Genomic DNA, 25,816 nt, shown 5'->3' with positions numbered 1-25,816 from the left:
GGGCGGGCGCCGAACGGCGCCCGCCCCGCGGGGTGTCTGCGTGCGGCCGGTTCAGCCGGCGAGCGGCTCCTCGGCGTCGAGCCCGGCGACGCGCTGCAGGTCGCGCAGGACGGCGGACAGCTCGTCGGCGGTCCACGGCTCGCAGCAGTCGCAGCCGTCCTCGCGGAAGCAGCGCAGGCCCAGCGTGCCGCCGGCCTGGTCCTCGTCGATGGCGAGGTGCCCGCCCATGGGCGAGCGGTGGCAGGAGCAGGCGGAGGCGCACAGCCCGATGCCCCATCCCGAGACGACGATCGTGCGGCCGTCGTCCCAGATCTTGCCCACCTGGAACACGGAGGGCTTCTGGTTGCGGGTCATGGCGTGCTCCCCTCGCGCCCCCGGGGACTCGGGGGCTGTCTGCGGTTCGCCGGAAAAATATCCGGGATCCGTGTTTGGGGGGAGCTGCCGTGCGGTATGGACGCTCCTTTTCGCTCTTGCGTCACAGCGGCCCCACGGGTCCCCGTCCGGGGCCCCGCGGCGCCGGGCGAGGTCGCGGCACGCCGGCAGTGGGCCCGCCTCTTGCGGTGTCCTCGGTGCTCCTGCGGTGTCCCGGCACCGCAGGAGCGGGCGGAACACCGCAGGAGCGGCACCTCGTGGGAACCGGCAGCGCCTAGCTGGCCGGGGAGACCGAGCTCATGTTGAAGTCCGGCACGCGCACCGGGGGCATCGCGGCGCGGGTGAACCAGTCGTTCCACTCGCGCGGCAGCGTCCGCTCGGTGCGCCCGACCTCGCCGATCCGCGCCAGCAGGTCCACCGGCGACTCGTTCCACCGGAAGTTGTTCACCGCGCCGGTCACCTCGCCGCCCTCGACGAGGAACACGCCGTCGCGGGTCAGGCCGGTGAGCAGCAGCGTCTGCGGGTCGACCTCGCGGATGTACCAGAGCGTGGTCAGCAGCAGCCCGCGGTCGGTGGCGGCGACCATGTCCTCCAGGGACGCCGTCGCGCCGGGCTGCTCCAGGATCAGGTTGTCGACGGCGGCCACCGCGGGCGCGGTCGTCTTCAGCGCCCAGGCCCGCGGCCGGATCAGGTTGGTGAGGACGCCGTCGCGGATCCAGTCGACGGCGGGCGTCGCCATCCCGTTGTCGAACACGCTGGCCGAGCCGGACGAGGTGCTCACCACCTGGAACGGCGCCGTCTCCAGCCCGGGGGCGTGCGGGTCGCTGCGCAGCGTCAGCGGGAGCTGGGCCAGCCGGTCGCCGATCCGGTTGCCGCCGCCGGCCCTGGCGTAGACGTTGCGGCCCTCGTCGGCGTCGCGCGCCTCCATCGTCCAGTAGGCGTAGATCATCAGGTCGCTCACGGCCGACGGCGGCAGCAGCGTCTCGTACCGCCCGGCCGGCAGCTCGACCCGCCGCTGCGACCAGCCGAGCTTGCGCTCCACGTCGGCGGCGAGGTCGGCCACCGACACGTCGCGGAAGTCCCGGGTGCCGACGCCGGACCACACCGACCGCGCGAAGTCGGTGCTCTTGCCGTTGAGCTCCACCCGGCCGCTGGGCTGGTCGGTGCGCAGCCGCAGGCCGGTCGAGGTGCCCACGTAGGTCGTCGTCAGGGCGTGCTCGGCGTAGCCGAACAGCAGGTCGCCGCGGTCGCGGGCGGCCCCGAAGGCCTCCCCCAGGGCCGGCGCGAACTCGGCGAACACCTCGATCGAGGTCTCGGCCGGGTCGGCGTCCCAGTCCCCCGCGCCCGGCGGGGCCTCCGACACCAGCGGCACCGCGTCCTCGGCCGGGCCGGCGTCGCGGGCGGCCTGCTCGCTGGCGGCGACGAGCTCGGCGACGTCGGGCGTGCCGGTCCGCGCGACCGTGCCGGTGGCCATCCCGGCCCCGCCGTCGACGAACGACACGACGACGACCTGGCGCGAGCGCATCGCCCCGTTCGTCGTCAGGCTGTTCGACGCCCACCGCAGGTTGGCCTCGGTGCTCTCGACGACGTAGGCGACGCAGCCGTCGGCGGTCGAGGCGGCCAGCGCCTTCTCGACCAGCTGCTGCGCGGTCAGCTGGCTCATCGCCCGCCCTCCTGGACCGTGTTGAGGATGGTGACGCCCTCGAAGAGCGCGGCCGGGCAGCCGTGGCTGACCGGCGCGACCTGCCCGGGCTGGGCCTTGCCGCAGTTGAACGCGCCGCCGAGGCGGTAGGTGGAGGGGCCGCCGACGGCGCGCATCGAGCCCCAGAAGTCCGTCGTCGTGGCCTGGTAGGCGACGTCGCGCAGCTGCCCGGCCAGCCGCCCGCCCTCGATCCGGTAGAAGCGCTGGCCGGTGAACTGGAAGTTGTAGCGCTGCATGTCGATCGACCAGCTCTTGTCGCCGACGACGTAGATGCCGCGCTCGACCCCGCCGATCAGCCCCGCGAGGTCGGGCCCGTCGGCGGCCGGCTGCAGCGACACGTTGGCCATCCGCTGCACCGGCACGTGCCGCGGCGAGTCGGCGAACGAGCAGCCGTTGGACCGGGCCATCCCGCCGAGCCGGGCGGTGTTGCGGTCGACCTGGTAGCCGACCAGCACGCCGTCGCGGACGATGTCCCACTGCTGGGCCTCGACGCCCTCGTCGTCCCAGCCGATGCTCGACAGCCCGTGCTCGACGGTCCGGTCGCCGGTGACGTGCATGAGCTCCGAGCCGTAGCGCAGGCTGCCCAGCCCGTCGACGGTCGCGAACGACGTGCCGGCGTAGGCGGCCTCGTAGCCCAGCGCCCGGTCCAGCTCGGTGGCGTGGCCGACGGACTCGTGGATGGTCAGCCACAGGTTGGAGGGGTCGACGACGAGGTCGTAGCGGCCCGGCTCCACCGACGGCGCCTTGGTCTTCTCCCGCAGCAGCTCGGGGATCTGCGCCAGCTCGGCGTCCCAGTCGAAGTGGTCCTCGGTGAGGTACTCCCAGCCGCGGCCGAACGGAGGGGCGAGGGTCCGCATGCTCTCGAACGCGCCGGTGGCCCGGTCGACGGTGAGCGCGGTGAACTCCGGCGTGATGCGCACCCGCTGCTGGCGGGTCCGGGTGCCGTTGGTGTCGGCGTAGTACTTCTGCTCCTTGACGTGCATGCACCCGGACTGCACGTGCTCGACGCCGTCGGCGGCCAGCAGCCGCTCGGACAGCTCGGTGAGCAGCGCGGTCTTCTCCGCGTCGGGCACCTCGAAGGGGTCGACGTCGTAGGAGGACACCCAGGAGCCCTCGTGCTGCGGCTCCGGGGCGAGCTCGACCCGGTCGGTGGCCAGCGCCGCGGACACCTGCGCGACGGCGACCGCCTGCTCGGCCAGCCGCACCGCCTCGGCCGCGGTGAGCACGACGCCCGCGGCGAACCCCCAGGTGCCCTCGTGCACCACGCGGACGGCCAGGCCGAGGTCCTCGCCGTCGGCCAGCGCCTCCAGGCGCGCGTCGCGCAGGCTGATCGACTGGGTGCGGATGCGCTCCACCCGGATGTCGGCGTGCTCGCAGCCGAGGTCGACCGCTCGGGTCAGCGCCGCCTCGGTGAGCGCGGAGAGGGGCAGGGCGAGGAAGGACTCGTCGACGTCCCGGGACGACACCACCGCCCCTGTCTACCAGCCGGGTCCTCCCCGCCCGGCCCTCAGTGGTGCAGGTGGCGCTGCCAGTCCGCGGGCACCCGGCCGGCGGGCCCGGGCGCCGGCTGGCCCACCGGGCGCGACGTCGGCGGCGCGAGCCGGAGGTCCCCGCCGAACTCCCCGGCGGCGTAGTCCCAGGTCCAGTCCTCCCCCGGCTCGAAGCTCTGCGCGAACCGGTGCCCGGTGCCCGTGGCGTGCGCCGAGGCGTGCTGCGACGGCGAGGAGTCGCAGCAGCCCACGTGGCCGCAGGCGGCGCACCGGCGCAGGTGGAACCACCAGCCGCCGGTGGCGTCGCAGTCGGCGCAGCCGGTGCCGCTCGGCGGGACGGACGGGTCGACCTGGCTCATCGGGGCTCCTCCTGGGTCCTGCGACGGGTCCTCGCCGGAGGCACCCTCCCGCGGCCACGGACCCGCCGACAAGGCCGGCCGGGGTTGCGGGACGACGGCTGACGGGTAGCCGCCGGGGCATGACCGCCGACCCGGGCAGCGCCGACCGCAGCTCCGCGCCCACCGACGAGAGCGCCGCCGACGTCACCCTCACCTTCGGCGGCAACGCGACGACGCTGCTGCGGCTGGGCGGGTTCACCCTGCTCACCGACCCGAACTTCGTCCGGCGCGGGGAGCGGGTCTACCTGGGCAAGGGGCTGTTCGCCAAGCGGCTGACCGATCCGGCGCTGCTGCCCGAGGACCTGCCCGACCTCGACGCCGTCCTGCTGTCCCACCTGCACGGCGACCACTGGGACCGGGTCGCCTACGCGACCATCGACAAGGCGACGCCGGTCGTCACCACCCCGGCGGCCGCGCGCACGCTGTCCTCGCGCGGCTTCTCGGCCACCGCGGACCTGCGGCCGTGGCAGGTGCACGAGCTCACCCGCGGCGGGGAGACGCTGCGGATCACCTCGGTGCCCGGCGTCCACGGCCCCGGCCCGCTGGCGCGGGTGCTGCCGCCGGTGATGGGCAGCGTGCTGGAGCTGGTCCGCGACGGCGGGGTGTCCTGGCGCGGCTACGTCACGGGCGACACGCTGTTCCGCCCGTGGCTGGGCGAGGTGCTGGAGCGCTGCGGGCCGCTCGACGTCGTCGTGCCGCACCTGGGCGGGACGAAGGCGCTGGGCGTCACCGTGACCATGGACGGCCGGCAGGGCGCCGACCTGGTCGAGCTGCTGAAGCCGCCGGTCACGGTGCCGGTGCACTACGACGACTACGACCGGTTCGCCTCGCCGCTCGGCGACTTCGTGCGGGAGGTCGCCGAGCGGCGGGCGCCCGGGCAGCTGCGGACCGTCCTGCGCGGGGAGACGATCTCGCTGCGCGCCTAGAAGGCGTCGCCCGTCCGCCAGGCCATCTCCTGCAGGGTCAGGGTGTTGCCGTCCGGGTCGGTGACCGCCGCGTACTTCACCCCGCCTCCCACGTCCACCACGGGCCCCACGTCGACACCCCGGCCGACCAGGTCCGCACGGGCGCGCTCGATGTCGGCGACGACGAGGTGCAGCGCCCGGACCGAGCCGGGGGTGCCCTCGTACGCCGCCAGGCCGGTGCCGAAGCCGACGGAGCAGGCCGAGCCCGGCGGGGTCAGCTGGACCACCCGCACGCCGTCGGCCGGGCGCACGTCGACGTCGACGGTGAAGCCCAGCCGGTCGGCGTAGAAGGCCTTCGCCCGGTCGACGTCGGCGACCGGGAGCGGGACGAGCTCGAGCTTCATCTCCACGGCGCGCTCAGCCACGCGCGAGCACCTCGTCGAGCCGCTCGTAGCCCTCGACGATGCCGACCTCCATGCCGCTGGCGAGCATCGCGTCGCGGTCGGCGAAGGAGTCGCACAGCGAGGTGGCGGTGAGCCGGGTGCGGCCGTCGCCGAGGTCCTCGAGCACGAGCTTCTCCAGGGCGACGCCGTCGGGCTGCCCCTCGAAGGTGAACGTCTGCACGATCAGCTCGTCGGGCCGGACCTCGTGGAAGCAGCCGTGGAACCCGTACTCGCCGTTCGCGTCGCTGTGCACGTAGCGGTAGGAGCCGCCGGTGCGGCAGTCGTAGTGGTCGATGCGCATCTCCAGCCCGCGCGGGCCCAGCCACCGCACGAGCAGGTCCGGGTCGGTGTGCGCGCGGAACACCTTGCCGCGCGGGGCGTCGAACTCGCGGGTGATGCGGATCAGCGGGACCTCGGGGTCGGCGGCGATCTGCGTCTCACGCGTGCTGGTGGTCATGGCCGGTCCTCCTGGGCGGTGGGTGGGGGGACGTCGTCCGGCAGGGACCGGAGGACGTCGTCGAGGCGGCGGTAGCGCTCCTCGGCCTGGCGCCGGTAGCGCTCGATCCACTTGGTCATCAGGTCGAACACCTCCGCCTCCAGGTGCACCGGACGGCGCTGGGCCTCCCGGCTGCGGCTGACCAGGCCGGCGTCCTCGAGCACCTTCAGGTGCTTGGAGACCGCCTGCACGGTCACGTCGTAGGGGGCGGCGAGCTCGCCCACCGTCGCGTCACCGACCGCGAGCCGCGCGACCATGTCGCGCCGCGTCGGGTCGGCCAGCGCCGCGAACACCCGGGAGAGCGGATCCGCCGTCACCTGCGACCTCCTTCGTCAACCTCTCGGTTGAACACAACGGTAGGACCCCTGGCCCCCCTTGTCAACCGATCGGTTGAGCAGCCCACGAGCCCGGCGGGTGGCCGGGCAGGTCGAGGTCGGCGACGACGCCGTGGTGGTCGCTGGCCCAGACGCCGGCGACCGGCTCGTCCAGCACCCGGGCGCACGAGCGGACCTGCAGCGTCGGCCCGTGCACGCCGCTGCGCACCAGCACCCAGTCGATGCGCCGGCTCACCGCGGTGGCCACCTCCCCCGCCCGCACCAGCGGGTTCCGGGCGTCGAAGGTGAACCCGGGGTCGGCCGGGTGCAGGGTCTCCCAGGCGTCCTGGAAGCAGACGCTCGTCCCGTCCAGCGACCGGCGCCCGCGCAGGAACTGCGTGCTGGCGGCGTCCGGGGTGGCGTCGAGGTCGCCCAGGAGGACGGCGTGGTCGACCCCGCCGGCGAGGCGCTCGACCGCCCGCGCGGCGGCGAGGGCCTGCTGCTCGCGCTCCGCCTCGTAGCCGAACTGCCAGCTCGGCTTGTGGTGGGCGACCAGGACGCGGCCGACCGCGGTGTCCACCTCGGCGAGCAGCGTCGCGCACCACGGCAGGTCGCGCGCCCGCGGCGTGCAGCGCTGGTCGACCTCCTCGACCACCCGGTGCGGTGCCCGCGTGGCCAGCACGCCGCCCACGCCGTCGTCGGCGGCCCGGGAGAAGGGGGTCACGGAGTAGCCGGGGCCGAGCAACTCCTCGACGGTGCCGTCGGAGACGGGCACCTCCTGCAGCGCGACGACGTCGGCGTCCAGCCGGCGCAGCGTCTCCCCGATCAGCGCGCTGCGCCGTTCCCAGTCCGGGTTGGCCGGCCCGAGCACGTTGAGGGTCAGGACCCGCAGGGACGCCACCATGCGCCGCAGTCAACCGGCGCGCGGCCCGGTCCTCCAGCCCGCGTCGCACCCCGGGTCCTCCCCCGGCGGACTGCCGGTCCCCGCCGGGATCATCCCCGGCGCCGACGCCCGCGCAGGGCCTCCCGACCGAGGCTCGTCCCGCCACCGGCCGGTGGCCCGACGAGAGGAGGCCCGCGGTGCCCGGCACGGCGGTGAAGGTGGTCCTGGGCACGCTGGCGGGGACGGTCGCGGTCGCCGCGGCCGCGGGAGCCGGCGTGCTGGTGACGATGCCCGCCGGCGTGCAGGGCTTCGGCGCGATGGTGGCCGAGCTGCAGGGGCACACCGACACCCGCGACGTCGCCGAGGCCGCCGGGACGCCCGAGGACACCGTGCCGTGGTGGACCCGCGGGGTCGGCTCCGGCGTCACCGTCGTCCGGCCGGGCGAGGCGTACGGCCCGGCCGACGGCAGCGTCCGGGCCGACATGGCCCTGCCGCCCGGCACCGTCCCGCCCGCGGACTGCACGCCGCTGCCACGGCCGGGGATGCCGTGGGACGGCGGCGGCACCTGGCCCGACCTCACCGGCGAGCCGGCGCTGCTGTGCGAGGGCTGGGTGACCGTCGTCGTCGACGGCCACCTCTACACCTGGACCGGCCCCGCCCCGCAGGCCTAGCGGGCCAGCCGGGCCGCCCGCCCGGCGACCTCGGTGCGCAGCGCGTCCACGTCCACGGTGGTCACCTCGCCGTCGGCGACCACCTGCCGGCCGCCGACCCACACGTCGCGGACCAGCCGGGAGGCGCCCGACCAGACCAGGTGGGTGAGCAGGTCGGTCTGGTCCCCGACCGGCTCGAAGGCGAGGTCGCGGGTGTCCACGTGCACGAGGTCCGCGCGCCGGCCCGCCTCGACCTGGCCGAGGTCGGGGCGGCCGATCGCCTCGGCGGCCCCGCCGGTGGCCAGCCAGAACGCCTCCGCGGCGGTGAGCGCCGTGGCCGAGGACTCGCGCAGCCGGGCCAGCCCCGCGGCCAGGCGCACGTCGGCGAGCAGGTCCAGCCCGTCGTTGGACGCCGGCCCGTCGGTGCCCAGGCCCACCCGGATCCGGCGGTCGAGCATCGCCCGGACCGGCGCGATGCCGCTGGCGAGCTTGGCGTTGCTGGCCGGGCAGTGCGCGACGGCGACGTCGTACTCGGCCCACAGCTCCAGGTCGGCGTCGTCGAGGTGCACGCAGTGCGCGGCCAGCACCCGCCCGCCCAGGACGTCGTGCGCGGCCAGCAGCGCGGGCACCGACAGCCCGTGCGCGGCGAGCAGGCCGTCGCCCTCGGTGGCGGTCTCGGCCACGTGCAGGTGCAGCAGCATCCCGTGCTCGCGGGTGATCTCGGCGGCGCGGCGCAGCAGGGGCAGCGGGACGGTGTAGGCCGCGTGCGGGCCCAGGCCGTACTCCACCAGGCCGTCCGCGTCGGCGTGCCCGGCCAGGTCCACCGCGGCGGCCATCTGCTCCTCCAGCGGCGGCATGCCCGGCAGCGGCACCATCGGCGCCGCGACCACCACCCGGGCGCCGGTGGCCCCGACCGCCGCGGCGATCCGCTCGGGCGCGAAGTACATCTCCACGCTGGCGGTGACCCCGCCGCGCAGCATCTCCGCCGAGGCGGCGGTCATCGCCACCTCGACGTCGTCGCCGGTCAGCCGCGCCTCCCGCGGCCACATCACCTCGCGCAGCCAGCGGTCCAGCGGCAGCCCCTCGCCCTGGCCGCGGAACAGCACCATCGGCGCGTGCGAGTGGGCGTTCACCAGCCCCGGCACGAGCAGGCCGGGCAGCGCCACGACCTCGGCGTCCCCGGCCGGCGGGGCGTCGGCGGCCGCGCCGGCCCACGCGATGCGCCCGTCCTCGACGTCGACGACGGCGTCCGGCACGACGGTGCCCGCCCGGTCCCCCACGACGACGGCCCGGGCGGTGAGGCGCTGGCGCATGGGCGGCACGCTAGCCCCATCCGTCCCGGCCGTCCGGGCAGCGCTCCGAGGTCCGGGCGACGTCCGGGCACCGCCCGTACCGTGGGAGCCATGTCCTTCCTGGCCGCTGCGGCATCCTCCGACCAGGGTGGGCTCACCGCCTGGCTGCTCTCGCTCGTGGACACGCTCGGTCCGATCGGCGTCGGGTTCAGCATCCTGCTGGAGACGGTCATCCCGCCGATCCCCAGCGAGGCCGTCCTCGGGGCGGCCGGTGTGCTCATCGACAGCCCGTGGGCGTTCGTCGCGGTGGTCGGCTGCGCGACGATCGGCTCGATCCTGGGTGCGATCTTCTTCTACTACGTCGGCCGGGCGCTCGGCCCGCGCCGCTCGCACGCCTTCCTCGACCGGCTGCCGCTGGTGGAGACCGCCGACGTCGACAAGACCTTCGCCTGGTTCGAGCGGCACGGCCGCTCCGCGGTGTTCTTCGGCCGCATGGTGCCCATCGTGCGCAGCTTCATCTCCGTGCCCGCGGGCGTGGTGCGGATGCCGTTCGGCCAGTTCCTCCTCTACTCCGCGGCCGGCAGCCTGATCTGGAACACCGTCCTGGTGACGCTGGGCTGGCTGGCCCGCGACTTCATCGAGGCGAACCTGCACTACCTGGACTACGTCGTCGTCGCCGTCGTCGTCCTGGGCGTGGGCTACCTGGTCTACAAGCGGGTGAAGGACGTCCGCCACCACCGGCGGCGGCAGACCACCGCGGGCCGCGCCGAGGACCCGCGCAGCGCCGACGCGTGACGCGCCCCGAGGTCGTCGCGTTCGACGTCAACGAGACGCTGCTCGACCTCTCCCCCGTCGGCGCCGCGCTCGTCGAGCACGGGCAGCCCGCGGAGCTGCTGCCCACCGTGTTCGGCCGCACCCTGCACACCGGGACGGCGGCCACGGTCGCCGGTGTCTGGTTGCCCTTCCGCGCCGCCTTCGACTCGGCGCTGGCCCAGCTCACCGACCTGCCCGACGGCGCCCGCGCGGAGGTCGCCGACGCCTTCCTCGAGCTCTCGCCGCACCCGGACGTCGAGCCCGCGCTGCGCCGCCTCCACGACGCCGGCGTGCGGGTGGTGACGCTGTCGCACGGCTCCCCCGGCGTGGCCGAGGCGGGGCTGGAGCGCGGCGGGGTCACGCCGCTGGTCGAGCGGACGCTGACCAGCGAGACCGTGCGCGCCTGGAAGCCCTCCCGCGCGGCCTACCTGTGGGCCGCGGGCGCCTGCGGGGTCGAGCCGTCGCGGATGGCGCTGGTCGCAGCCCACGGCTGGGACGTGCTCGGCGCCGAGCGAGCCGGCCTCACCGGGGCGTGGTTCCCGCGCAGCGAGCGCGTCTACCCGCCGGGCTACCCCGCGCCGGCCGTCGTCGCCCCGGACCTCGCCGGGGCGGTCGACGCGCTCCTGGCGCTGTGAGCTCCCCCGCCCCGGTCGCCACCCCGCTCGGCCCGGCCGCGGTGCACGCCGACGGCCCGGTCGATGGCGCCCGCGGCACCCTCGTGCTCGGGCACGGCGCCGGCGGGGGCGCCGGGTCGGCCGACCTCGTCGCCGTCACGGCCTCGGCCGCCGCGGCGGGCTGGCGGGTGCTGCGGGTCGAGCAGCCGTGGCGGGTGGCCGGCAAGCGGATCGCGCCCGCCCCACCGCGCCTCGACGTCGCCTGGACCGCCGTGGTGGAGGCGCTGCGGGCCGGCGGCGCGCTGACCGGCCCGCTGGTGTTCGGCGGGCGCAGCGCCGGTGCCCGGGTGGCCTGCCGGACGGCGACGGCGCTGGGCGCGGACGGCGTCCTGACGCTGGCGTTCCCGCTGCACCCGCCGGGCCGTCCCGAGCGCAGCCGAGCGGGCGAGCTCACCGGCGCCGGCGTGCCCCTGGTCGTCGTCCAGGGCGAGACCGACGCGTTCGGCCGGCCCGTGGAGGTCGCCGCGGCCCTGGACGGCGTGCCGGCGGCATCGGTGCGCGCGGTGCCGGGCGACCACTCGCTGGGGAAGGCGCCCGAGGCCGTGGCCGCCGCCGCGCTGGCCTGGCTGGAGGAGCTCGCCGCCGTCAGGAGTTGATCATCGGCTGCGTGCACGCGACACCCGCGGACACGCCGCCCGCCCGTGCACGCGTCCGATGATCGACACGGTGGGCGGGGCGCTCAGGAACGGCGGCGGCGGGCCGCGAACAGGATGAGCAGCAGCACCGCGAGGACGGCGGCGCCGGGGCCGGCGTAACGGGCGAGCGCGGCGCCGCCGGCCACCTCGAGCAGGTCGATCGGCTCGGGCTCCGCGGCCGGCTGGGGGCGCACCGGCGTCGCGGCCGGGGTGCTGCGCGGCGGGGCGCCGGTGCCCGGCCGGCTCGGCGGGGCGGTGTTGCGCGTCGGCGGCGTGCTCGGCACCGGCCCGCCGACCGCCGCGGCCGGCGCGGTGTCCGAGGCCGCCGGGGCGGCGTCGGACGCGGCCGGCGCGGTGTCCGACACCGCGGGGATCGAGACGGTGTCGGTGGCGCCGGTGACCGGGGCGGTGATCGGTGCGGTCTCCGTGGGCGACGGGGACGACGCCGCGGCGGCCTTCTTCGCCGGCGTCTTCTTGCCCGGCTTGCGCGCGGCCTCCGTCGCGGACGCCGCGGCCTCCCGCGCGGCGGTGCCTGTCTGGCGCACCTTCGCGGCGACCGCGTTGTCGCCGGGCACCTGCTCGACCGACTGGGCGACCTCCTCGGCGACCCCGGCCGCGGTGGCGGCGACCGTGCCGGCAACGGTCGGCTCCTGCTGCTCGGCGGCCGCCGCCTGGTCCACGGTCACGTCGTCGCCGCTGGCCAGCTGGGCGGCGAGCTTGTCGGCGAACTGGCCGAGCAGCTTGTTGCCGACGTCGGTCATGACGCCGCGGCCGAACTGGGCCGGGCGGCCGGTGATGTTGAGGTCGGTGAGGACGTCGACCCGCGTCGTCGTCCCCTCGCCCTGGAGCCGGGCGGTGATGGTGGCCGCCGCCGTGCCGTTGCCGCGCTGGTCCTTGCCGCGCGCGTCGATGACGGCGCGGTGCGCGGCCTCGTCCTTCTCCACGAACGACGCCTTGCCCTGGTAGGTCAGGTTGATCGGGCCGAGCTTGACCTTGACCCGGCCGGTGAAGTCGTCGCCGGAGACCGAGTCGAGCGCGGCGCCGGGCATGCACGGGGCGATCCGCTCGATGTCGAGCAGGACCCGCCAGGCCTCGTCGACGGGCACGGGGACGGTGAACGAGTTCTCCAGCTGCACGGTGCGACCTCCGGGGTGGGGAACGGACCTCGGCCGGTCCGCCCGGGAGGGCGGGCCGGCCGAGGGGACGGGCGGGAGCCGGGGTTGTGTCGGACGCTACAGCCCGGCGGCGGCGGTGACCGCGCGGCGGGTGAGCACCTGGGCGAGGTGCTCGCGGTAGTCGGCCTGGGCGTTGAGGTCGCTGCTCGGGCTGGTGCCCTCGGCCGCCGACCGCGCCGCGGATGCCACCGCGTCCGGGGACGCGGCGGCGCCGGACAGCGCGGCCTCGGTCGCCGACGCCCGCAGCGGGGTCGGGCCCATGTTGGTCAGCCCGATCCGCGCCTCGGCGATGTGCCCGTTCTCGCGCCGCACCGCCGCGGCGACCGCGACGATCGACCACGCCTGCGCCACGCGGTTGAACTTCTCGTAGCGCACGCCCCAGTCGCCGGCCAGCTTGGGCACCCGGATCTCGACCAGGACCTCCCCCTCGTCGAGGGCGGTGGTCAGGTAGTCGACGAAGAACTCCCGCGCGGGCACCGTGCGGCGCCCGCCCGGCCCGGCGATGACCATCTCGGCGTCCAGCGCGAGCGCCACCGCCGGCAGGTCACCGGCCGGGTCGGCGTGCGCCAGGGCGCCGCCGAAGGTGCCGCGCCGGCGGGTCTGCCGGTCGGCCACCGTCTCGGTCGCCTCCGCGACGAGCTTCGCGTGCTGCGCGATCAGCGGGTCGGTGAGGACGTCGGCGTGCGTGGTCATCGCGCCGATGACCAGTGAGTCGCCCTCCTCGCGGACGCCGCGCATCTCCGCCACCCGGCCGAGGTCGACGATCGTCTCCGGCGCGGCCAGGCGCAGCCGCATGACCGGGATGAGCGACTGCCCGCCGGCCATCACCTTGACGTCCTCGCCGCCCTCGGCGACCGCCTGGACGGCCTCCTCGACCGTCGTCGGCCGGACGTACTCGAACGGGGCGGGGATCACGGCTCTACTCCTTCGTCGTGTCGGCAGATCACCGGTCACCTCCGAGAGCGGACTGCGGGGTCGAGACACCGGCGGTGGTCTCGGTCTGGGCGCCGCCGTAGGCGTTGGACCCGGCCGTGGCCCGGTCCCCGCCGTCACCGCCCTCGTGGATGGCCCGCCACACCCGCTCGGGGGTCAGCGGCATCCGGATGTCCTGCACGCCGAGGTGCCGGACGGCGTCCAGCGCGGCGTTGACCACCGCCGGGGTGCTGGCGATGCAGCCGGCCTCACCCACGCCCTTGGCGCCGATCGGGTTGCCCGGCGCCACGTGCACGGTGTTGCCGGTGTCGAAGTGCGGCAGGTCGGCGGCCGAGGGGACCAGGTAGTCGACGAAGGTGCCGGTGGTGAGGTTGCCGTCGGCGTCGTAGACGGCCTCCTCGTACAGCGCCTGCGCGATGCCCTGGGCCAGGCCGCCGTGCACCTGCCCCTCGACGATGAGCGGGTTGACGATCGTGCCGACGTCGTCGACGCAGGCGTACTTGCGGATCTTGACGAACCCGGTCTCGGTGTCGACCTCCATCGCGCACACGTGCGTGCCGTGCGGGAAGGAGAAGTTGACCGGGTCGAAGGTCGCGTCCGCGTCGATCGAGGGCTCGATGTCCTCGGGGTAGTCGTGCGCGGCGAAGACGGCGAGCGCGATCTCCTGGATCGACATCCCGGTGCCCGGCGTCCCCCGGACGGTGAACTTCCCGCCGGAGAAGTCCAGGTCGTCCTCGTTGGCCTCGAGCAGGTGCGCGGCAACCCGGCGGGCCTTGGCGATCACCTTGTCGGCGGCCTTGACCACCGCGGTGCCGCCGACGACCAGCGAGCGCGAGCCGTAGGTGTCCATGCCCTTGTGGGCGACGGCGGTGTCGCCGTGCAGCACCTCGACGTCCTCGAACGGCACGCCGAGCTGGTCGGCGACCAGCTGGCTCCACGCCGTCTCGTGGCCCTGGCCGTGCGGCGTCGAGCCGGTGACCACCTCGACCTTGCCGGTGGGCAGCATCCGGATCGACGCCGACTCCCAGCCGCCCGCGCCGTAGGAGAGTGAGCCGAGCACCCGGGAGGGCGCCAGGCCGCACATCTCGGTGAAGGTGGAGAAGCCGATGCCCAGCTGCACCGGGTCGTTCGACTCGCGCCGGCGGCGCTGCTCCTCGCGCAGCTCCGTGTAGCCGAGCAGGTCCAGCGCCTGCTGGGTGGCCGAGTCGTAGTCGCCGCTGTCGTACTCGAGGCCCGCGACCGTGGTGAACGGGAACTCCGCGGCGTCGATCCAGTTCTTCCGCCGCAGCTCCAGCGGGTCCATCCCGAGCTCGACGGCGAGCTCGTCCATGATCCGTTCGACGGCGAAGGTGGCCTCGGGCCGGCCGGCGCCGCGGTAGGCGTCGGTGGGGACCTTGTTGGTGAAGACGCCGTCGCACTCGAACCGGTAGGCCGGGAACTTGTAGATGCCCGGGAACATGAACGCGCCCAGCGCCGGCACGCCCGGGGTGATCAGCCGCAGGTAGGCGCCCATGTCGGCGAGCAGCCGCACGCGCAGGCCCTTGACGTTGCCCTCGCGGTCGGCGGCGACGTCGATGTACTGGATCTGGTCGCGGCCGTGGTGGGCGGTCATCAGCGACTCGCTGCGGGTCTCGGTCCACTTGACCGGCTTGCCGAGGCGGCGCGCGATCAGCAGCGCGAGGACCTCCTCGGGGTTGACCTGCAGCTTGCCGCCGAAGCCGCCGCCGACGTCGGGGGCGACGACGCGCAGCTTGTGCTCCGGGATGCCGGTGACCATCGCCAGCATCACCCGCAGCACGTGCGGGATCTGGGTGGCCGACCACAGCGTGAAGTTCTCGCCCTGGGGCTGCACGACGACCGAGCGCGGCTCCATGAACGCCGGGATCAGCCGCTGGTTGACGAACCGCCGGCTGACGACGACCTCGGCGTCGGCGAAGGCCTGCTCGGTGTCCACGCCCGTGCCGGCCTCGCCGGCGTCGAAGACGAAGTGGTAGCTGGTGTTGGTGCCGAGCTCGTCGTGCACCAGCTCGGCGCCGTCGCGGACGGCCTCCTCCATGTCGAGGACCGGCGGCAGCGTCTCGTAGTCGACGTCGACCAGCTCGACGGCGTCGGCGGCCGCGGTGCGCGAGCGGGCGACGATGACCGCCACCGCCTCGCCGACGTGGTTCACGCCGTCGACGGCGATCGAGGGGTGGCCGGGGTTCTTCATGTCCGCCGTGACCGGCCAGGCGCAGGGGATGGAGCCCTGCTCGTCGGCGAGGTCGCGGCCGGTGAACACCGCGACGACGCCGGGGGCCTCCTTCGCCGCGGAGACGTCGATGGAGGTGATGCGGGCGTGCGCCACGGGGCTGCGCACGACGCTGAGGTGCAGCATCCCGGGCAGGACCATGTTGTCGGTCCAGGTGGTGCGCCCGGTGATGAGGCGGGCGTCCTCCTTGCGGCGGCGGGCCTTCCCGACCTCCTTGTCCGGGGCCGGGGTCTGGGTGGTGGCCGCGTCCTCGGTGACGGTCATGCCTGCGCTCCCAGGGTCTCGGAGGAGCCGGACATCTCCCCCGCGGCCTGCTGCACCGCGCGGACGATGTTCTGGTAGCCGGTACAGCGGCAGAGGTTGCCCTCGATGCCCTCGCGGACCTCGGTCTCGCTGGGGCTCGGGTTCTCCTTCAGCAGGTCGATCGAGGCCATGATCATCCCCGGCGTGCAGAAGCCGCACTGGAGACCGTGCATCTCGTGGAAGGCCTTCTGCACCGGGTGCAGGGCGCCCTCGCTGCCGATCCCCTCGATGGTGGTGACCTCGGCGCCGTCGGCCTGGACGGCGAGGACGGTGCAGGACTTCACGGCCCGCCCGTCCAGGTGCACGGTGCAGGCGCCGCAGTTGCTGGTGTCGCAGCCGACGACGGTGCCCACCTTGCCGAGGGCCTCGCGCAGGTGGTGGACCAGCAGGGTCCGGGGTTCGACCTCGTCGGTGTAGGTCACGCCGTCGACCCTCATGCTGACCTGGGTCATGGATCCTCCGCTCCGTTGCAGCAGGCGATCGCGCCCGGCCCCGCGGGCGCTCCGCGGCGGAGTCTGTCAACGGCGGAGTGACTTAGGCCACGCTTACCTGTGACCGGGCGACCCGCTGACCCGCAGTTGCGGGGGACTGCTTCCCGAGACTCCGCAGCTGCGGCACCGAGGCGGTCGGGTGGGCCGCAGCGGAGAGGTTGCAGGCCCGTTGCAGCGCGCCTCAGGCGGCGACGGCGCGCAGCTCCCGCCGCCGCAGCGCCGCGCTGCCGGCCAGCGCGACCAGGCCCAGGACCGCCAGCCCGACGCCGACCAGGCTCGGCGCGGTGTAGCCGTACCCGGCGGCGATGACCACGCCGCCCAGCCACGCGCCGAGGGCGTTGGCCGCGTTGAGCGCCGAGTGGTTGAGCGCGGCGCCGAGCATCTGCGCCTCCCCGGCGACCTCCATCAGCCGCAGCTGCAGGCAGACGACCAGCGTCGACGCGGCGACCGCCAGCAGGAAGATCGCGGCCAGCAGGGTCGGGCCGGTGCCGGCGGCCGGGCCGACCAGCGCCAGCAGGGCGGCGAGGGCGACGAGGGTGGCGACCAGCGAGCGGAACAGCGCGATGTCGGCCAGCCGCCCGCCGAGCGCGGTCCCCACCACGCCGCCGATGCCGAAGGCGAGCAGCACCCACGGGACGACGCCGCGCGAGAGCCCGGTGACCTCGGTGGTCAGCGGCGCGACGTAGCTGTAGACGGCGAACATGCCGCCGAACCCGACGGTGGCCACGGCCAGCGTGAGCAGCACCTGCGGCCGGCGCAGCGCGCCGAGCTCGGCCCGCACGCTGGCCTCGCGGGAGCCGGGCGTGGACGGGACGACGGCGAGCACGGCCGCGACGGTGAGCGCGGCGAGGACCACGACGGCCCAGTAGGCCGAGCGCCAGCCCAGCGTCTGCCCGAGCCAGGTGGCGGCGGGGACGCCGGCGACGTTGGCCACGGCCAGCCCGAGCATCACCGTGCTCACCGCGCGGCCGCGCAGCGACGGCGGCACCAGGGACGCGGCGACCAGCGAGGCGACGCCGAAGTAGGCACCGTGCGGCAGGCCGCTGACGAACCGGGCCAGCAGCAGCGACGCCGACCCGGGGGCGAGCGCGCTCAGCGCGTTGCCGGCGAGGAAGGCGGCCATGAGCCCGACGAGCAGCGCGCGGCGGGGCAGCCGGGCGCCCAGCGCGGCGATGACCGGCGCGCCGACGACGACGCCGAGCGCGTAGGCGGAGATGACGTGGCCGGCGGTCGGGATGTCCACGCCGACGCCGTCGGCGATGTCGGGCAGCAGCCCCATCGTGACGAACTCGGTGGTGCCGATCGCGAACCCGCCGAGCGCGAGCGCGACCAGCGCGACGGCCACCCGCGGGGTGGCCAGGGACGAGGTCGCGGGAGCGGGCGGGGCGGCGGTGCTGGCACTCACGTGACCGTGCCAAGTGAACGCCGTCGGCCCGTATTCCCTGGGGCGACAGAAATGGCCATTTCTGCCGCCCGGGGGTCAGGCGCGGGAGGTCCGCCGGAGGGCGAGGAGGTGGGCGGCGACCGTGCTGCGGCGCGGGGACCCGGCCGGCAGCGCCTCGAGGCAGGCCTGCCAGGCGGCGGCGTCGTCGCGGGCCTCGGGCAGGGCGGTCCAGCGCAGCAGCAGCTCGGGCCGGCGGCTGCCGATCACGGCGCCGCGCAGGGCGGCGACCAGGCGGCGGCGGGCGAGGGCGACGCCGGGTGCCGTCGAGCGGGGCAGCACCGGGCCGGGGTAGCGGTCCAGCGCCGCGGCGACGGCCCCGCGGTCGAGCAGCCGGCGCACCGCCTCCAGGTCGGTCTCCAGCGGGCGCAGCAGCCGGTAGGGGCGCGAGCCGACCAGGTCGTCGCCGACCAGCCGGCGCAGCCGGGACAGCTCGGCGCGCACGGTGACCGCGGCGGTGTCGCCGGCGTGGCACTCGGCGGCCAGCTGCTCGGTGCTGCGGCCCTCCCCCGCGGCGGCCGCCTCGGCGAGCAGGAGCAGCAGCTCGGAGTGGCGCAGCGAGAGCTCGACCGGGCCGCCGGGCAGGGTCAGGCGGGCGCGCTCGCGGCCGAGCACGTCCAGCCGGGGTGCGGCGGGCCGCACCGGCGGCGCGGGGCGGTGGCCGCGGGCGGCGTCGCGCTGCTCCTCGCGGTGCAGCCAGCGCAGCTCCGACTCGACGGCGGCCACGGTCGCGCGGACGAGGGTGAGCACGTGCGGGCTGGCGACGTGGTCGCCGCCGGTGACGTCGATGGCGCCGAGCAGCACGCCGGTGACCGGGTGGTGCACCGGCGCGGCCGAGCAGCTCCACGGCTGCACCGGCCGGCGGTAGTGCTCGCTGCCGTAGATCTGCACCGGGTGGTCGAGGGCCAGCGCGGTGCCGGGGGCGTTGGTGCCGGCGACCTCCTCGGACCACCGGGCGCCGGCGACGAAGTTCATGCTCTCGGCCAGCGAGCGCAGGCGGCGCTCGCCCTCCACCCACAGCATCCGGCCGTCGGCGTCGGTGACCGCGACGATCATCCGGTCGGCCTCGGCGTCCTCGACCAGCAGCCGGCGGATCACCGGCAGCACCGGGGCCAGGGGGTGGGCGGCGCGGTAGGCGGCCAGGTCGTCGTCGAGCAGGTCGACCGGCGGGCCCTGCCCGTCCGGGTCGACGCCGCTGCCCAGGCTGCGCCGCCAGGAGTCCCAGACCACCGACCGCACGTCCGGCCGGGGCGGCGGGGCGCCGCGGGTCACCAGCGTCTCGTGCGCCGCGCGCAGGCGGCGGGTCAGCCCGGGCGTGGGGCGTCCCTCGGGCAGCGCGAGCCACGGGCTGGCGCTGGTCACGGCGTGTCCCCCGCAGTGAGTGTCATGGCCCGCACATGGTGACCCGGATCGCACGAATGCACCAGGGACGGGCCGGGCGTCAGACCGCCGGCGGTCGCGCGGGGAGCAGCGCGGCCGGGTCGCGGCGGCGCAGCGCGCCCGCCCACAGCCCCGCGCCGTAGGCCAGGTCCTCCAGCCGGCGGGCGGCGGCGAAGCGCACCGGGTCCACCGCGGCCCGGTGCGGCCACCAGGCGAGGACGGCGTCGGCGGCGGCGACGGCCAGCGCGGCCCGCCGCGCGCGGCGGGAGGCCAGCGCCGCGGCGGCGGTCAGCGGCCAGTGGTGCCGGGTGGCCGAGCGGGCCAGCGTGCGGCCGGCCGCGGCCGTGCCGCGCAGCACCAGCGCCGCGGCCAGGCCGTACGGGGGCCGGCGGTCCGGGCCGGCGGCCCGGTGCGCGAGGCGGACCGTCGCGTCGCCGAGGACGGCGGCCGCCAGCACCCGGCCGGCGCGCCCGCCGGCCAGCGCCAGGGCCAGCGCGGCCGCCGACCACGGGCTCACGACCACCGGGGCGACGGCGCGGCCGTGCCGGGCGGCCAGCGGTGCCGCCCCGGTGCCGTAGACCGCCCGCCGGCGCAGCCACGCGCCGGTGGACGACGGGTGCTCGTGGTCCACGCGCGCGGCCGGCTCGTAGCGCACGCGCCAGCCGGCCGCGGCCAGCCGCCACACCAGGTCGACGTCCTCGGCCACCCGCATGCCCGCGTCGAAGCCCTCCCCCAGCGCCGCCCGCCGGACCAGCAGCGCCGCGCTGGGCAGGTAGGACAGGCCCGACAGCGGCGCGACCGGTCCCGGGTGCGGGCCCACGTCCAGGGCGCTGACCGCCGTCTCGTAGGCGGTCACCCAGCCGGGGTCCGCGGCCGGCAGGGCGGTGATCCGCGGCGCGACGACGGCCAGCCGCGGGTCGGCGAGGTGCGGCAGCAGGGTCGCCAGCCAGCCCGGCCGGGGCACGCAGTCGGAGTCGAGGAAGGCGACGCCGGGGGTCGACGCGGCGCGCAGCCCGGTGTTCCGCGCGGCGGCGGGCCCCAGCGAGCGGTCGTGCCGCAGCACCTCGGCCCCGCCCGCGGCGGCGACGGCGGCCAGCGCGGGGGCGTCGGCCGAGCCGTCGTCGACGACGAGCACCCGCACGGCGGCGGTGTCCGGGTCGGCGCGCAGGGCGGCCAGCAGGCGGGCGACGCCGGCGGCGCGGTCGCGCACGGGGACGACGACGGTGACGCCGTCCGGGCCGGGCGCGGGGCCGGCGGGCTCGGGGACGGCGACCCCGGCGTCCTGCAGGCGCGCCGCGAGCGCCGCCGTCGCCGGGCCGGTGACGACGAGGCGGTCGCCGGCGAGCAGGTCCCGGGCGCGTGGCGCCAGGCGCAGCAGCCGCAGCGGCGAGCCGCCGAGCAGCGCCGCCCCGCCCTCGAGCCGTCGGGTGCGCGGGTCGAGGCGCACCTTCCAGCCGTCGGGCAGCCGGGCCTCCGGCGGCGGCGGGACCCTCACCCGGCCAGCACGGCGTCGGTGGCGGTGATCTCGACCAGCGGCGCGTAGAGGCCCATGAGGTCCAGCGCCTTCCGGTGGTCGTCGTCGCTGCTGCCGACGCAGGCGTCGGCGACCACGCGCACGGGCACGCCGGCGTCGGCGGCGGGCAGCACGGTGGAGACGACGCAGCAGTCGGTGGCCACGCCGGCCACCGTCAGCGGCCCGGCGCCGACCACCTCCGCCAGCTCCGGGCCCCACTTGCCGAAGGTGGTCGCGGTGAGGACCCGGCCCGGGCCGGGGTCCTCGACCAGGTCCCACAGCGGGGCGTCCGGCGGCTGCAGCGCGAAGGGGTACTGCTCGTAGTACCCGACCCAGGCGCCGGTGGGCTCCTGCGGCGCCACGAACCGGGTGAGGACGACGCGGTCGCCGAAGGCGTCGACCAGGCGCCGGACGCGCGGGCGGACCTCCTCGAAGCGGGGCGCCGTCCACGGGGAGTCCGGATCGCCGAACACCCGCTGCAGGTCGACGACGACGAGCCAGCCGGAGGGGTGCGCCACGGCCGGACCCTAACCGCCCGTGGCGCCGCGGCCGGGTTTGGTCAGGCTAGCCTTACCCGGACCGATCGAAGGAGACCCGCATGTCCCGTCCCCTGACCCGGCGCGCCGCCCTGGCCGCGGCCGCCCTCACCACCGTCGCGGCGCTGGCCGCCTGCGGCTCCGACGACGGGGGCTCGACGGCGGGGTCCGAGGCGTCCTCCCCCGCGGCCGGCGGCGACGGCGCCTTCCCCGTCACCGTGAGCACCGCCTTCGGCGACGTCGAGATCGAGGAGGAGCCGCAGCGCGTGGTGGCCCTCGGCTGGTCCGACGCCGAGACGGCCCTGGCCCTGGGCGTGCAGCCGGTCGGCGCGAGCGACTGGCTCGGCTTCGGCGGCGAGGGCGTCGGCCCGTGGGCCGAGGGGCTCTACGACGAGGCGCCGGAGATCATCGAGACGCTGGAGCCCAGCCTCGAGGCGATCGCCGCGCTGGAGCCCGACCTCATCCTCGACACCCGCTCCGACGGCACCCAGGAGCGCTACGACTCCCTCAGCGCGATCGCGCCGACCGTGGGGATCCCCGAGGGCGCCGAGCAGTACGTGACCACCTGGCAGCAGCAGCTCGAGCTGGTCGGCCAGGCGCTCGGGAAGAGCGACGAGGCCGCGCAGCTGCAGAGCGACCTGGAGCAGCGCTTCGGGGACGCCGCCGCGGCCAACCCGGCCTTCGACGGCACCGAGGTCGCCGTCGGCGCGTACACCTCCGAGGGCTTCGGCGCCTACGTCCGCGGCGACACCCGCGTCGACTTCATGGAGGCGCTGGGCTTCAGCAACAAGCCGGCCATCCAGGACCTCGCCACGGAGAGCTTCTTCGTCCCGGTCTCCGACGAGCAGGTCTCGCTGCTCGACGCGCCGCTGACCGTCGTCTTCCCGATCTTCGTCGACCCGGCGCAGATCACCTCGAACCCGCTGTGGCAGACGCTGCCCTCGGTGCAGCAGGGCAACGCGCTCGTGCTCGAGGACGAGACACTGGTCAACGCCTTCTCCAGCGGCTCGGTCCTCGGCACGGGGTACGCCCTCGACAACGCGGTGCCGCTGTTCGCGGAGACGCTGCAGGGCTGACCGGCTCAGTACGCAGGAGGCCGTCCCGGCACCGCCGGGGCGGCCTCCTGCGTCCGCACCGCCCCCCGGCGCAGCGCGAGCGTGCCGAGCAGCCCGACGAGGAACGCGGCCAGCACGCCGAGGTTGGCGAAGGCCCAGTCGCCCTCGCGGCCGCCGAGGCCCAGCGGGCCGAGCAGGTAGCCCTGCCAGTCCAGCCAGCCGGCGTAGGTGTTGGTGACCAGCCCCCAGCCGAGCACGGTGCCCACCCCGAGCAGGACCAGCGGCACCGGCGGGACGGCGCCGTAGCGGCCGCGCGCGTCGTAGAGGTCGGCCTCGGCGTAGTGGCGGCGGCGCAGCGCGAGGTCGCCGAGGAAGATCCCGCACCAGGCCGCGATCGGCACGCCCAGGGTGATGAGGAAGCCCTGGAACTGGACCGAGAAGCTCGCGTCGGCGAGGAACACCACCCAGATCGCGCCCAGCACCATGAGCGTGCCGTCGATGCCGGCCGCGACCGGGCGGGACACCCGCACCCCGGCGGCCAGCAGCGACAGCCCCGACGAGTAGATGTCCAGCAGCGCGCCGCCGACCAGGCCGAGCACCGCGACGACGACGAACGGCACGAGGAACCAGGTCGGCAGGAGCGTGCCGAGCGCGCCGATCGGGTCGGCGCCGATCGCGCCCGACAGCTCCGGGTCCGAGGCGGCCAGCAGCAGGCCGGTGCCCAGCAGCACGACCGGCGCCAGCGCGCCGCCGAACGTCGTCCAGCCGACGACGCCGCCGGTCGACGCCGTCCGCGGCAGGTAGCGCGAGTAGTCCGCGGCGGCGTTCACCCAGCCGAAGCCGTAGCCGGTCATCGCCAGCACGAGCGCGCCGACGACGGCCGCCGTCGTGCCGCCCGGGACCGCGGTCACCGCCGACCAGTCGACGTCGTCGACGTCGTCGACGACGAGGACCACGTAGACGACGGTGAGCACGCCGCTGACCACGGTGATGACCGCCTGCATGCGCATGATCGCGTCGAATCCGAGCACGCCGCCGGCCACGACCAGCGCGGCGACGACGAGCAGCGCGACCACCTGGGTCGCCGTCCCGCCGCTCCAGCCCAGCTGCCCGAACACCGCCGCGGTCGCGAGGGTGGCCAGGCTGACCAGCACCGTCTCCCAGCCCACGGTGAGCACCCAGGACAGCGCGGCCGGGACCCGGTTGCCGTGCACGCCGAACGCGGCGCGGGAGAGCACGAGGGTGGGCGCCGAGCCGCGCTTGCCGGCGATCGCGACGAGCCCGCAGAGCAGGAACGAGACGACGATGCCGACCGTCCCGGCGACCAGCGCCTGCCCGGCGGAGATGCCGAACCCGAGCAGGAACGAGCCGTAGGCCAGGCCCAGGACGCTGACGTTGGCGCCGAACCACGGCCAGAACAGCGTGCGCGGGTGGCCGCGACGCTCCTCCTCGGCGATGACGTTGATGCCGTTGGTCTCGACGGCGCCGCGCCCCGCGGCCACCTCCGCGCCCCGCTCGACGGCCGGCTGCTGGGTCATCGGCGTCTCCTCCCCGTGTCGTGTCCCCGCCATCCTGGCGCGCGGGGCGGACCGGGGCCCGCGGGGCTAGCGCAGCCGCCCGTCGTCGCCCACGTCCCAGCGGGCCACCGCCGCCGCGAGGCGGGCCGCCAGGCCGGCCAGCAGGCGGGCCCCCTCCTCCGCCGAGGCGCCGGCCGGGTCGCCGAGGACGCCGGTGGGGCTCACCCCGTGCACGCCCTCGGCGCGCAGCCGGGGCAGCAGCTCGCCGATCGGCGTCGTCACCCCGGCGACCAGGGCCCCGGACCGCACCGACCCCTGTTCCACGTGCAACAGCAGCGAGGTCTCGGTGCGCCCGGCGTGCGCGTCGCCACCCGGCACGCCGCAGGGGGACCAGGCGGCGTCGCGGCCCTCGGTGCGCAGCAGCGGCACGGCCCGGCGCAGCGCGTCGAGGTTGCCGCCGTGCCCGTTGACGACCAGCAGCCGGCCGGCCCAGCGGCACGCCGAGCGGCCGTACTCGACCAGCAGCGTGGTCAGCGCCCCGGTGCCGATCGAGACGGTGCCGGGGAAGCCCTCGTGCTCGCCGCTGGCGCCGTAGGGCAGGGCGGGGGCCAGGACGCCGTCGAGGTCCGCCGCCCGCGCCACCGCCTCGGCCACGACGGTGTCCGTGGCGAACGGCAAGGCGGGCCCGTGCTGCTCGACCGAGCCGAGCGGGACGACCAGCAGCGGGCGCTCGGGCAGCTCCGGCCACGCGGCGCCGGCCAGGTCGGGCACCGGGTCAGCCTAGGCGGCGGGAATGGCCATTCCTGCCGCCCCCGGGCTCAGGCGGGGACGGCCTCGGCGTCGACGGGCAGCCGCCACGGCCGGACGACGAGCAGCAGCACCGCGATCGCCACGACCAGCGCGGCCAGGACGACGACGCCCATCGCGACCGCGTCGTTGCCGAGCACGCCGACCAGCGGGGCCACCGCCGCGCCGACGCCGAACTGGACCGCGCCGAGCAGCGCCGCCGCGGTGCCGGCCGCCTCGCCGTGCCGGGACAGCGCGAGCGCCGGGGCGTTGGGCAGCGCCAGGCCGGAGGCGAACAGCACCGCCCACAGCGGCAGCGCGATCGCCCACAGCCCGCCGGTGCCGGTGCCGGCGAGCACGAGCAGCACTGCGCCCGCGAGCGCGCCGACGACGACGCCGGTCACGAGCACCTGCGCCGGGGAGAACCAGCGCAGCACCACCGGGTTGAGCTGGGTGGCGCCGATCAGCCAGACCGCGCCGGCGCCGAAGAGCAGGCCGAACTGCTGCTCGTCGAGGCCGAACTGGTCCTGGAAGACGAACGAGGAGCCCGACACGTAACTGAAGAGCCCGGCCATCGTCAGTCCGGCGACCAGCACCAGCCCGACGTAGGCGCGGTCGCGCAGCAGCGCCCGGTAGCCGCGCAGCGTCCCGGCGACGCCGCTGCTGCGCCGCCGCTCGACGGGCAACGTCTCGCGCACCGCGAACCAGCCCACGGCGAGCAGCGCCACCCCGTAGACGGCGAGCAGCAGGAACACGCCGCGCCACGAGGTGACCCGGAGGACCTCCCCGCCGACCGTCGGCGCGAGCACCGGCGCCGCGCCGAGGACGAGGAACAGCCGGGAGAGCATGGTGGCCGCGGCCCGGCCCTCGAACAGGTCCCGCACGACGGCGAGCGCGATGACCGCGCCGGCCGCCGTCCCCACGCCCTGCAGGAAGCGCAGCGCGCCGAGCACCGCGATCGACGGCGCGACGAGCACCAGCAGCGAGGCGACGACGTGCAGCGCCGTCCCCGCCAGCAGCGGCCGGCGGCGGCCCAGGGCGTCGGACAGCGGCCCGAGCACCAGCTGGCCGAGCGCCAGCCCGACCAGCGTGCCGGTGAGGGTCAGCTGCACCGTGGCCGAGCTGGTCCGCAGGTCGTCGGCGATGGTGGGCAGCGCCGGGAGGTACATGTCCACGGTCAGGGGCCCGAGGGCCACGAAGGCGCCGAGGGTGAGCGCGGTGCGGGCGGTCCCGGGCCGGTCGGGGGTCGTGGCCGGTCTCGTCTCCGGCCGGTCCTGGATCGTCGTCACGACGTTGCGCAAGGCAACCGGCCGCCGGTCCATTCCGGGACGCCGGGGTGTCGCCCGTGTCGCGCGGCTGATCCGGGGAAGG

At 76.1% G+C, this 25,816-nt stretch carries 26 protein-coding genes; 6 read left to right on the top strand and 20 right to left on the bottom strand.

The window, feature by feature from the left end:
• Positions 1-51 precede the first annotated feature (51 nt).
• The 4 genes from ACI8AA_RS18025 to ACI8AA_RS18010 form a co-directional block, all read right to left on the bottom strand.
• Positions 52-354, bottom strand: coding sequence for a hypothetical protein (locus tag ACI8AA_RS18025; protein ID WP_457045763.1), 303 nt, complete (start codon positions 352-354; stop codon positions 52-54).
• A 292-nt stretch (positions 355-646) separates the two neighbouring features.
• Positions 647-2,035 (bottom strand): metallopeptidase TldD-related protein, encoded by a 1,389-nt coding sequence (locus ACI8AA_RS18020; protein WP_457045762.1) that lies wholly within the window; start codon positions 2,033-2,035, stop codon positions 647-649.
• Complete coding sequence (locus ACI8AA_RS18015) at positions 2,032-3,543, bottom strand: TldD/PmbA family protein (protein ID WP_457045761.1); 1,512 nt, start codon at positions 3,541-3,543, stop codon at positions 2,032-2,034. The genes ACI8AA_RS18020 and ACI8AA_RS18015 overlap by 4 nt, the downstream gene beginning before the upstream one ends.
• Before the next feature lie 38 nt (positions 3,544-3,581).
• Positions 3,582-3,923, bottom strand: a complete 342-nt coding sequence (locus ACI8AA_RS18010) for a UBP-type zinc finger domain-containing protein (protein WP_457045760.1) — start codon at positions 3,921-3,923, stop codon at positions 3,582-3,584.
• 119 nt (positions 3,924-4,042) lie between these two features.
• On the opposite strand from ACI8AA_RS18010, the gene ACI8AA_RS18005 reads away from it, so the two are divergent.
• Entirely contained in the window at positions 4,043-4,888 is an 846-nt protein-coding gene (locus ACI8AA_RS18005; protein ID WP_457045759.1) for an MBL fold metallo-hydrolase, read from the top strand.
• On the opposite strand, the gene ACI8AA_RS18000 is transcribed toward ACI8AA_RS18005, so the two are convergent.
• From ACI8AA_RS18000 to ACI8AA_RS17985, 4 genes are all read right to left on the bottom strand, one after another.
• Complete coding sequence (locus ACI8AA_RS18000; protein WP_457045758.1) at positions 4,885-5,292, bottom strand: VOC family protein; 408 nt, start codon at positions 5,290-5,292, stop codon at positions 4,885-4,887. The genes ACI8AA_RS18005 and ACI8AA_RS18000 overlap by 4 nt on opposite strands.
• Positions 5,285-5,767 carry an SRPBCC family protein gene (locus ACI8AA_RS17995; protein WP_457045757.1) on the bottom strand — a complete coding sequence of 161 codons (483 nt, stop codon included), beginning with the start codon at positions 5,765-5,767 and terminating at the stop codon, positions 5,285-5,287. Before ACI8AA_RS17995 ends, ACI8AA_RS18000 begins: the two co-directional genes overlap by 8 nt.
• Positions 5,764-6,123 (bottom strand): metalloregulator ArsR/SmtB family transcription factor, encoded by a 360-nt coding sequence (locus ACI8AA_RS17990; RefSeq protein WP_457045756.1) that lies wholly within the window; start codon positions 6,121-6,123, stop codon positions 5,764-5,766. The genes ACI8AA_RS17995 and ACI8AA_RS17990 overlap by 4 nt, the downstream gene beginning before the upstream one ends.
• A gap of 61 nt (positions 6,124-6,184) precedes the next feature.
• Complete coding sequence (locus tag ACI8AA_RS17985; RefSeq protein ID WP_457045755.1) at positions 6,185-7,024, bottom strand: endonuclease/exonuclease/phosphatase family protein; 840 nt, start codon at positions 7,022-7,024, stop codon at positions 6,185-6,187.
• Positions 7,025-7,200: 176 nt separating this feature from the next.
• Between ACI8AA_RS17985 and ACI8AA_RS17980 the strand changes: the two genes are divergently transcribed.
• Entirely contained in the window at positions 7,201-7,674 is a 474-nt protein-coding gene (locus tag ACI8AA_RS17980) for a hypothetical protein (RefSeq protein ID WP_457045754.1), read from the top strand.
• Here the strand turns inward: ACI8AA_RS17980 and ACI8AA_RS17975 are convergent.
• Positions 7,671-8,966: an amidohydrolase family protein gene (locus ACI8AA_RS17975; RefSeq protein WP_457045753.1), complete on the bottom strand. Its 1,296-nt coding sequence runs from the start codon at positions 8,964-8,966 to the stop codon at positions 7,671-7,673. The two genes, ACI8AA_RS17980 and ACI8AA_RS17975, sit on opposite strands and share 4 nt — an antisense overlap.
• A gap of 90 nt (positions 8,967-9,056) precedes the next feature.
• Between ACI8AA_RS17975 and ACI8AA_RS17970 the strand changes: the two genes are divergently transcribed.
• The 3 genes from ACI8AA_RS17970 to ACI8AA_RS17960 are packed head-to-tail and all read left to right on the top strand — an operon-like array spanning position 9,057 to position 11,028.
• On the top strand, positions 9,057-9,740 hold the full coding sequence (locus ACI8AA_RS17970) for a DedA family protein (protein WP_457045752.1): 684 nt from the start codon (positions 9,057-9,059) through the stop codon (positions 9,738-9,740).
• Entirely contained in the window at positions 9,737-10,393 is a 657-nt protein-coding gene (locus ACI8AA_RS17965; protein WP_457045751.1) for an HAD family hydrolase, read from the top strand. Before ACI8AA_RS17970 ends, ACI8AA_RS17965 begins: the two co-directional genes overlap by 4 nt.
• Positions 10,390-11,028: an alpha/beta hydrolase family protein gene (locus ACI8AA_RS17960; protein ID WP_457045750.1), complete on the top strand. Its 639-nt coding sequence runs from the start codon at positions 10,390-10,392 to the stop codon at positions 11,026-11,028. The genes ACI8AA_RS17965 and ACI8AA_RS17960 overlap by 4 nt, the downstream gene beginning before the upstream one ends.
• An 83-nt stretch (positions 11,029-11,111) precedes the next feature.
• On the opposite strand, the gene ACI8AA_RS17955 is transcribed toward ACI8AA_RS17960, so the two are convergent.
• From ACI8AA_RS17955 to ACI8AA_RS17920, 8 genes are all read right to left on the bottom strand, one after another.
• A complete protein-coding gene (locus ACI8AA_RS17955) occupies positions 11,112-12,203 on the bottom strand; it encodes an SRPBCC domain-containing protein (RefSeq protein WP_457045749.1) in 1,092 nt (363 codons plus the stop codon).
• Between the two features lie 96 nt (positions 12,204-12,299).
• Positions 12,300-13,157, bottom strand: coding sequence for an FAD binding domain-containing protein (locus ACI8AA_RS17950; protein WP_457045748.1), 858 nt, complete (start codon positions 13,155-13,157; stop codon positions 12,300-12,302).
• A 28-nt stretch (positions 13,158-13,185) separates the two neighbouring features.
• Entirely contained in the window at positions 13,186-15,687 is a 2,502-nt protein-coding gene (locus tag ACI8AA_RS17945; RefSeq protein ID WP_457045747.1) for a xanthine dehydrogenase family protein molybdopterin-binding subunit, read from the bottom strand.
• On the bottom strand, positions 15,684-16,178 hold the full coding sequence (locus ACI8AA_RS17940) for a (2Fe-2S)-binding protein (RefSeq protein ID WP_456929934.1): 495 nt from the start codon (positions 16,176-16,178) through the stop codon (positions 15,684-15,686). The genes ACI8AA_RS17945 and ACI8AA_RS17940 overlap by 4 nt, the downstream gene beginning before the upstream one ends.
• A 220-nt stretch (positions 16,179-16,398) precedes the next feature.
• The gene (locus ACI8AA_RS17935) at positions 16,399-17,622 is read right to left on the bottom strand and encodes an MFS transporter (RefSeq protein ID WP_457045746.1); all 1,224 of its coding nucleotides are present in this window, start codon (positions 17,620-17,622) and stop codon (positions 16,399-16,401) included.
• A 75-nt stretch (positions 17,623-17,697) separates the two neighbouring features.
• Positions 17,698-19,020 (bottom strand): GAF domain-containing protein, encoded by a 1,323-nt coding sequence (locus ACI8AA_RS17930; RefSeq protein ID WP_457045745.1) that lies wholly within the window; start codon positions 19,018-19,020, stop codon positions 17,698-17,700.
• Positions 19,021-19,099: 79 nt separating this feature from the next.
• Complete coding sequence (mftF, locus tag ACI8AA_RS17925) at positions 19,100-20,533, bottom strand: mycofactocin biosynthesis glycosyltransferase MftF (protein ID WP_457045744.1); 1,434 nt, start codon at positions 20,531-20,533, stop codon at positions 19,100-19,102.
• Positions 20,530-21,069, bottom strand: coding sequence for a cysteine hydrolase family protein (locus ACI8AA_RS17920; RefSeq protein ID WP_457045743.1), 540 nt, complete (start codon positions 21,067-21,069; stop codon positions 20,530-20,532). Before ACI8AA_RS17920 ends, mftF begins: the two co-directional genes overlap by 4 nt.
• 80 nt (positions 21,070-21,149) lie before the next feature.
• Between ACI8AA_RS17920 and ACI8AA_RS17915 the strand changes: the two genes are divergently transcribed.
• On the top strand, positions 21,150-22,163 hold the full coding sequence (locus ACI8AA_RS17915; RefSeq protein ID WP_457045742.1) for an iron-siderophore ABC transporter substrate-binding protein: 1,014 nt from the start codon (positions 21,150-21,152) through the stop codon (positions 22,161-22,163).
• A 5-nt stretch (positions 22,164-22,168) separates the two neighbouring features.
• Here ACI8AA_RS17915 and ACI8AA_RS17910 read toward each other — a convergent pair whose 3' ends face one another.
• From ACI8AA_RS17910 to ACI8AA_RS17900, 3 genes are all read right to left on the bottom strand, one after another.
• Positions 22,169-23,680 carry a purine-cytosine permease family protein gene (locus tag ACI8AA_RS17910; RefSeq protein WP_457045741.1) on the bottom strand — a complete coding sequence of 504 codons (1,512 nt, stop codon included), beginning with the start codon at positions 23,678-23,680 and terminating at the stop codon, positions 22,169-22,171.
• Positions 23,681-23,746: 66 nt separating this feature from the next.
• A complete protein-coding gene (gene mftE / locus ACI8AA_RS17905) occupies positions 23,747-24,430 on the bottom strand; it encodes a mycofactocin biosynthesis peptidyl-dipeptidase MftE (RefSeq protein WP_457045740.1) in 684 nt (227 codons plus the stop codon).
• Positions 24,431-24,477: 47 nt separating this feature from the next.
• Positions 24,478-25,734, bottom strand: a complete 1,257-nt coding sequence (locus ACI8AA_RS17900) for a multidrug effflux MFS transporter (RefSeq protein ID WP_457045739.1) — start codon at positions 25,732-25,734, stop codon at positions 24,478-24,480.
• Positions 25,735-25,816: the final 82 nt, after the last annotated feature.

Source organism: Geodermatophilus sp. SYSU D01180 (assembly GCF_054050415.1).
Note: the sequence above shows the minus strand (reverse complement) of the source record. Positions and strands in the feature narration are given on the sequence as shown.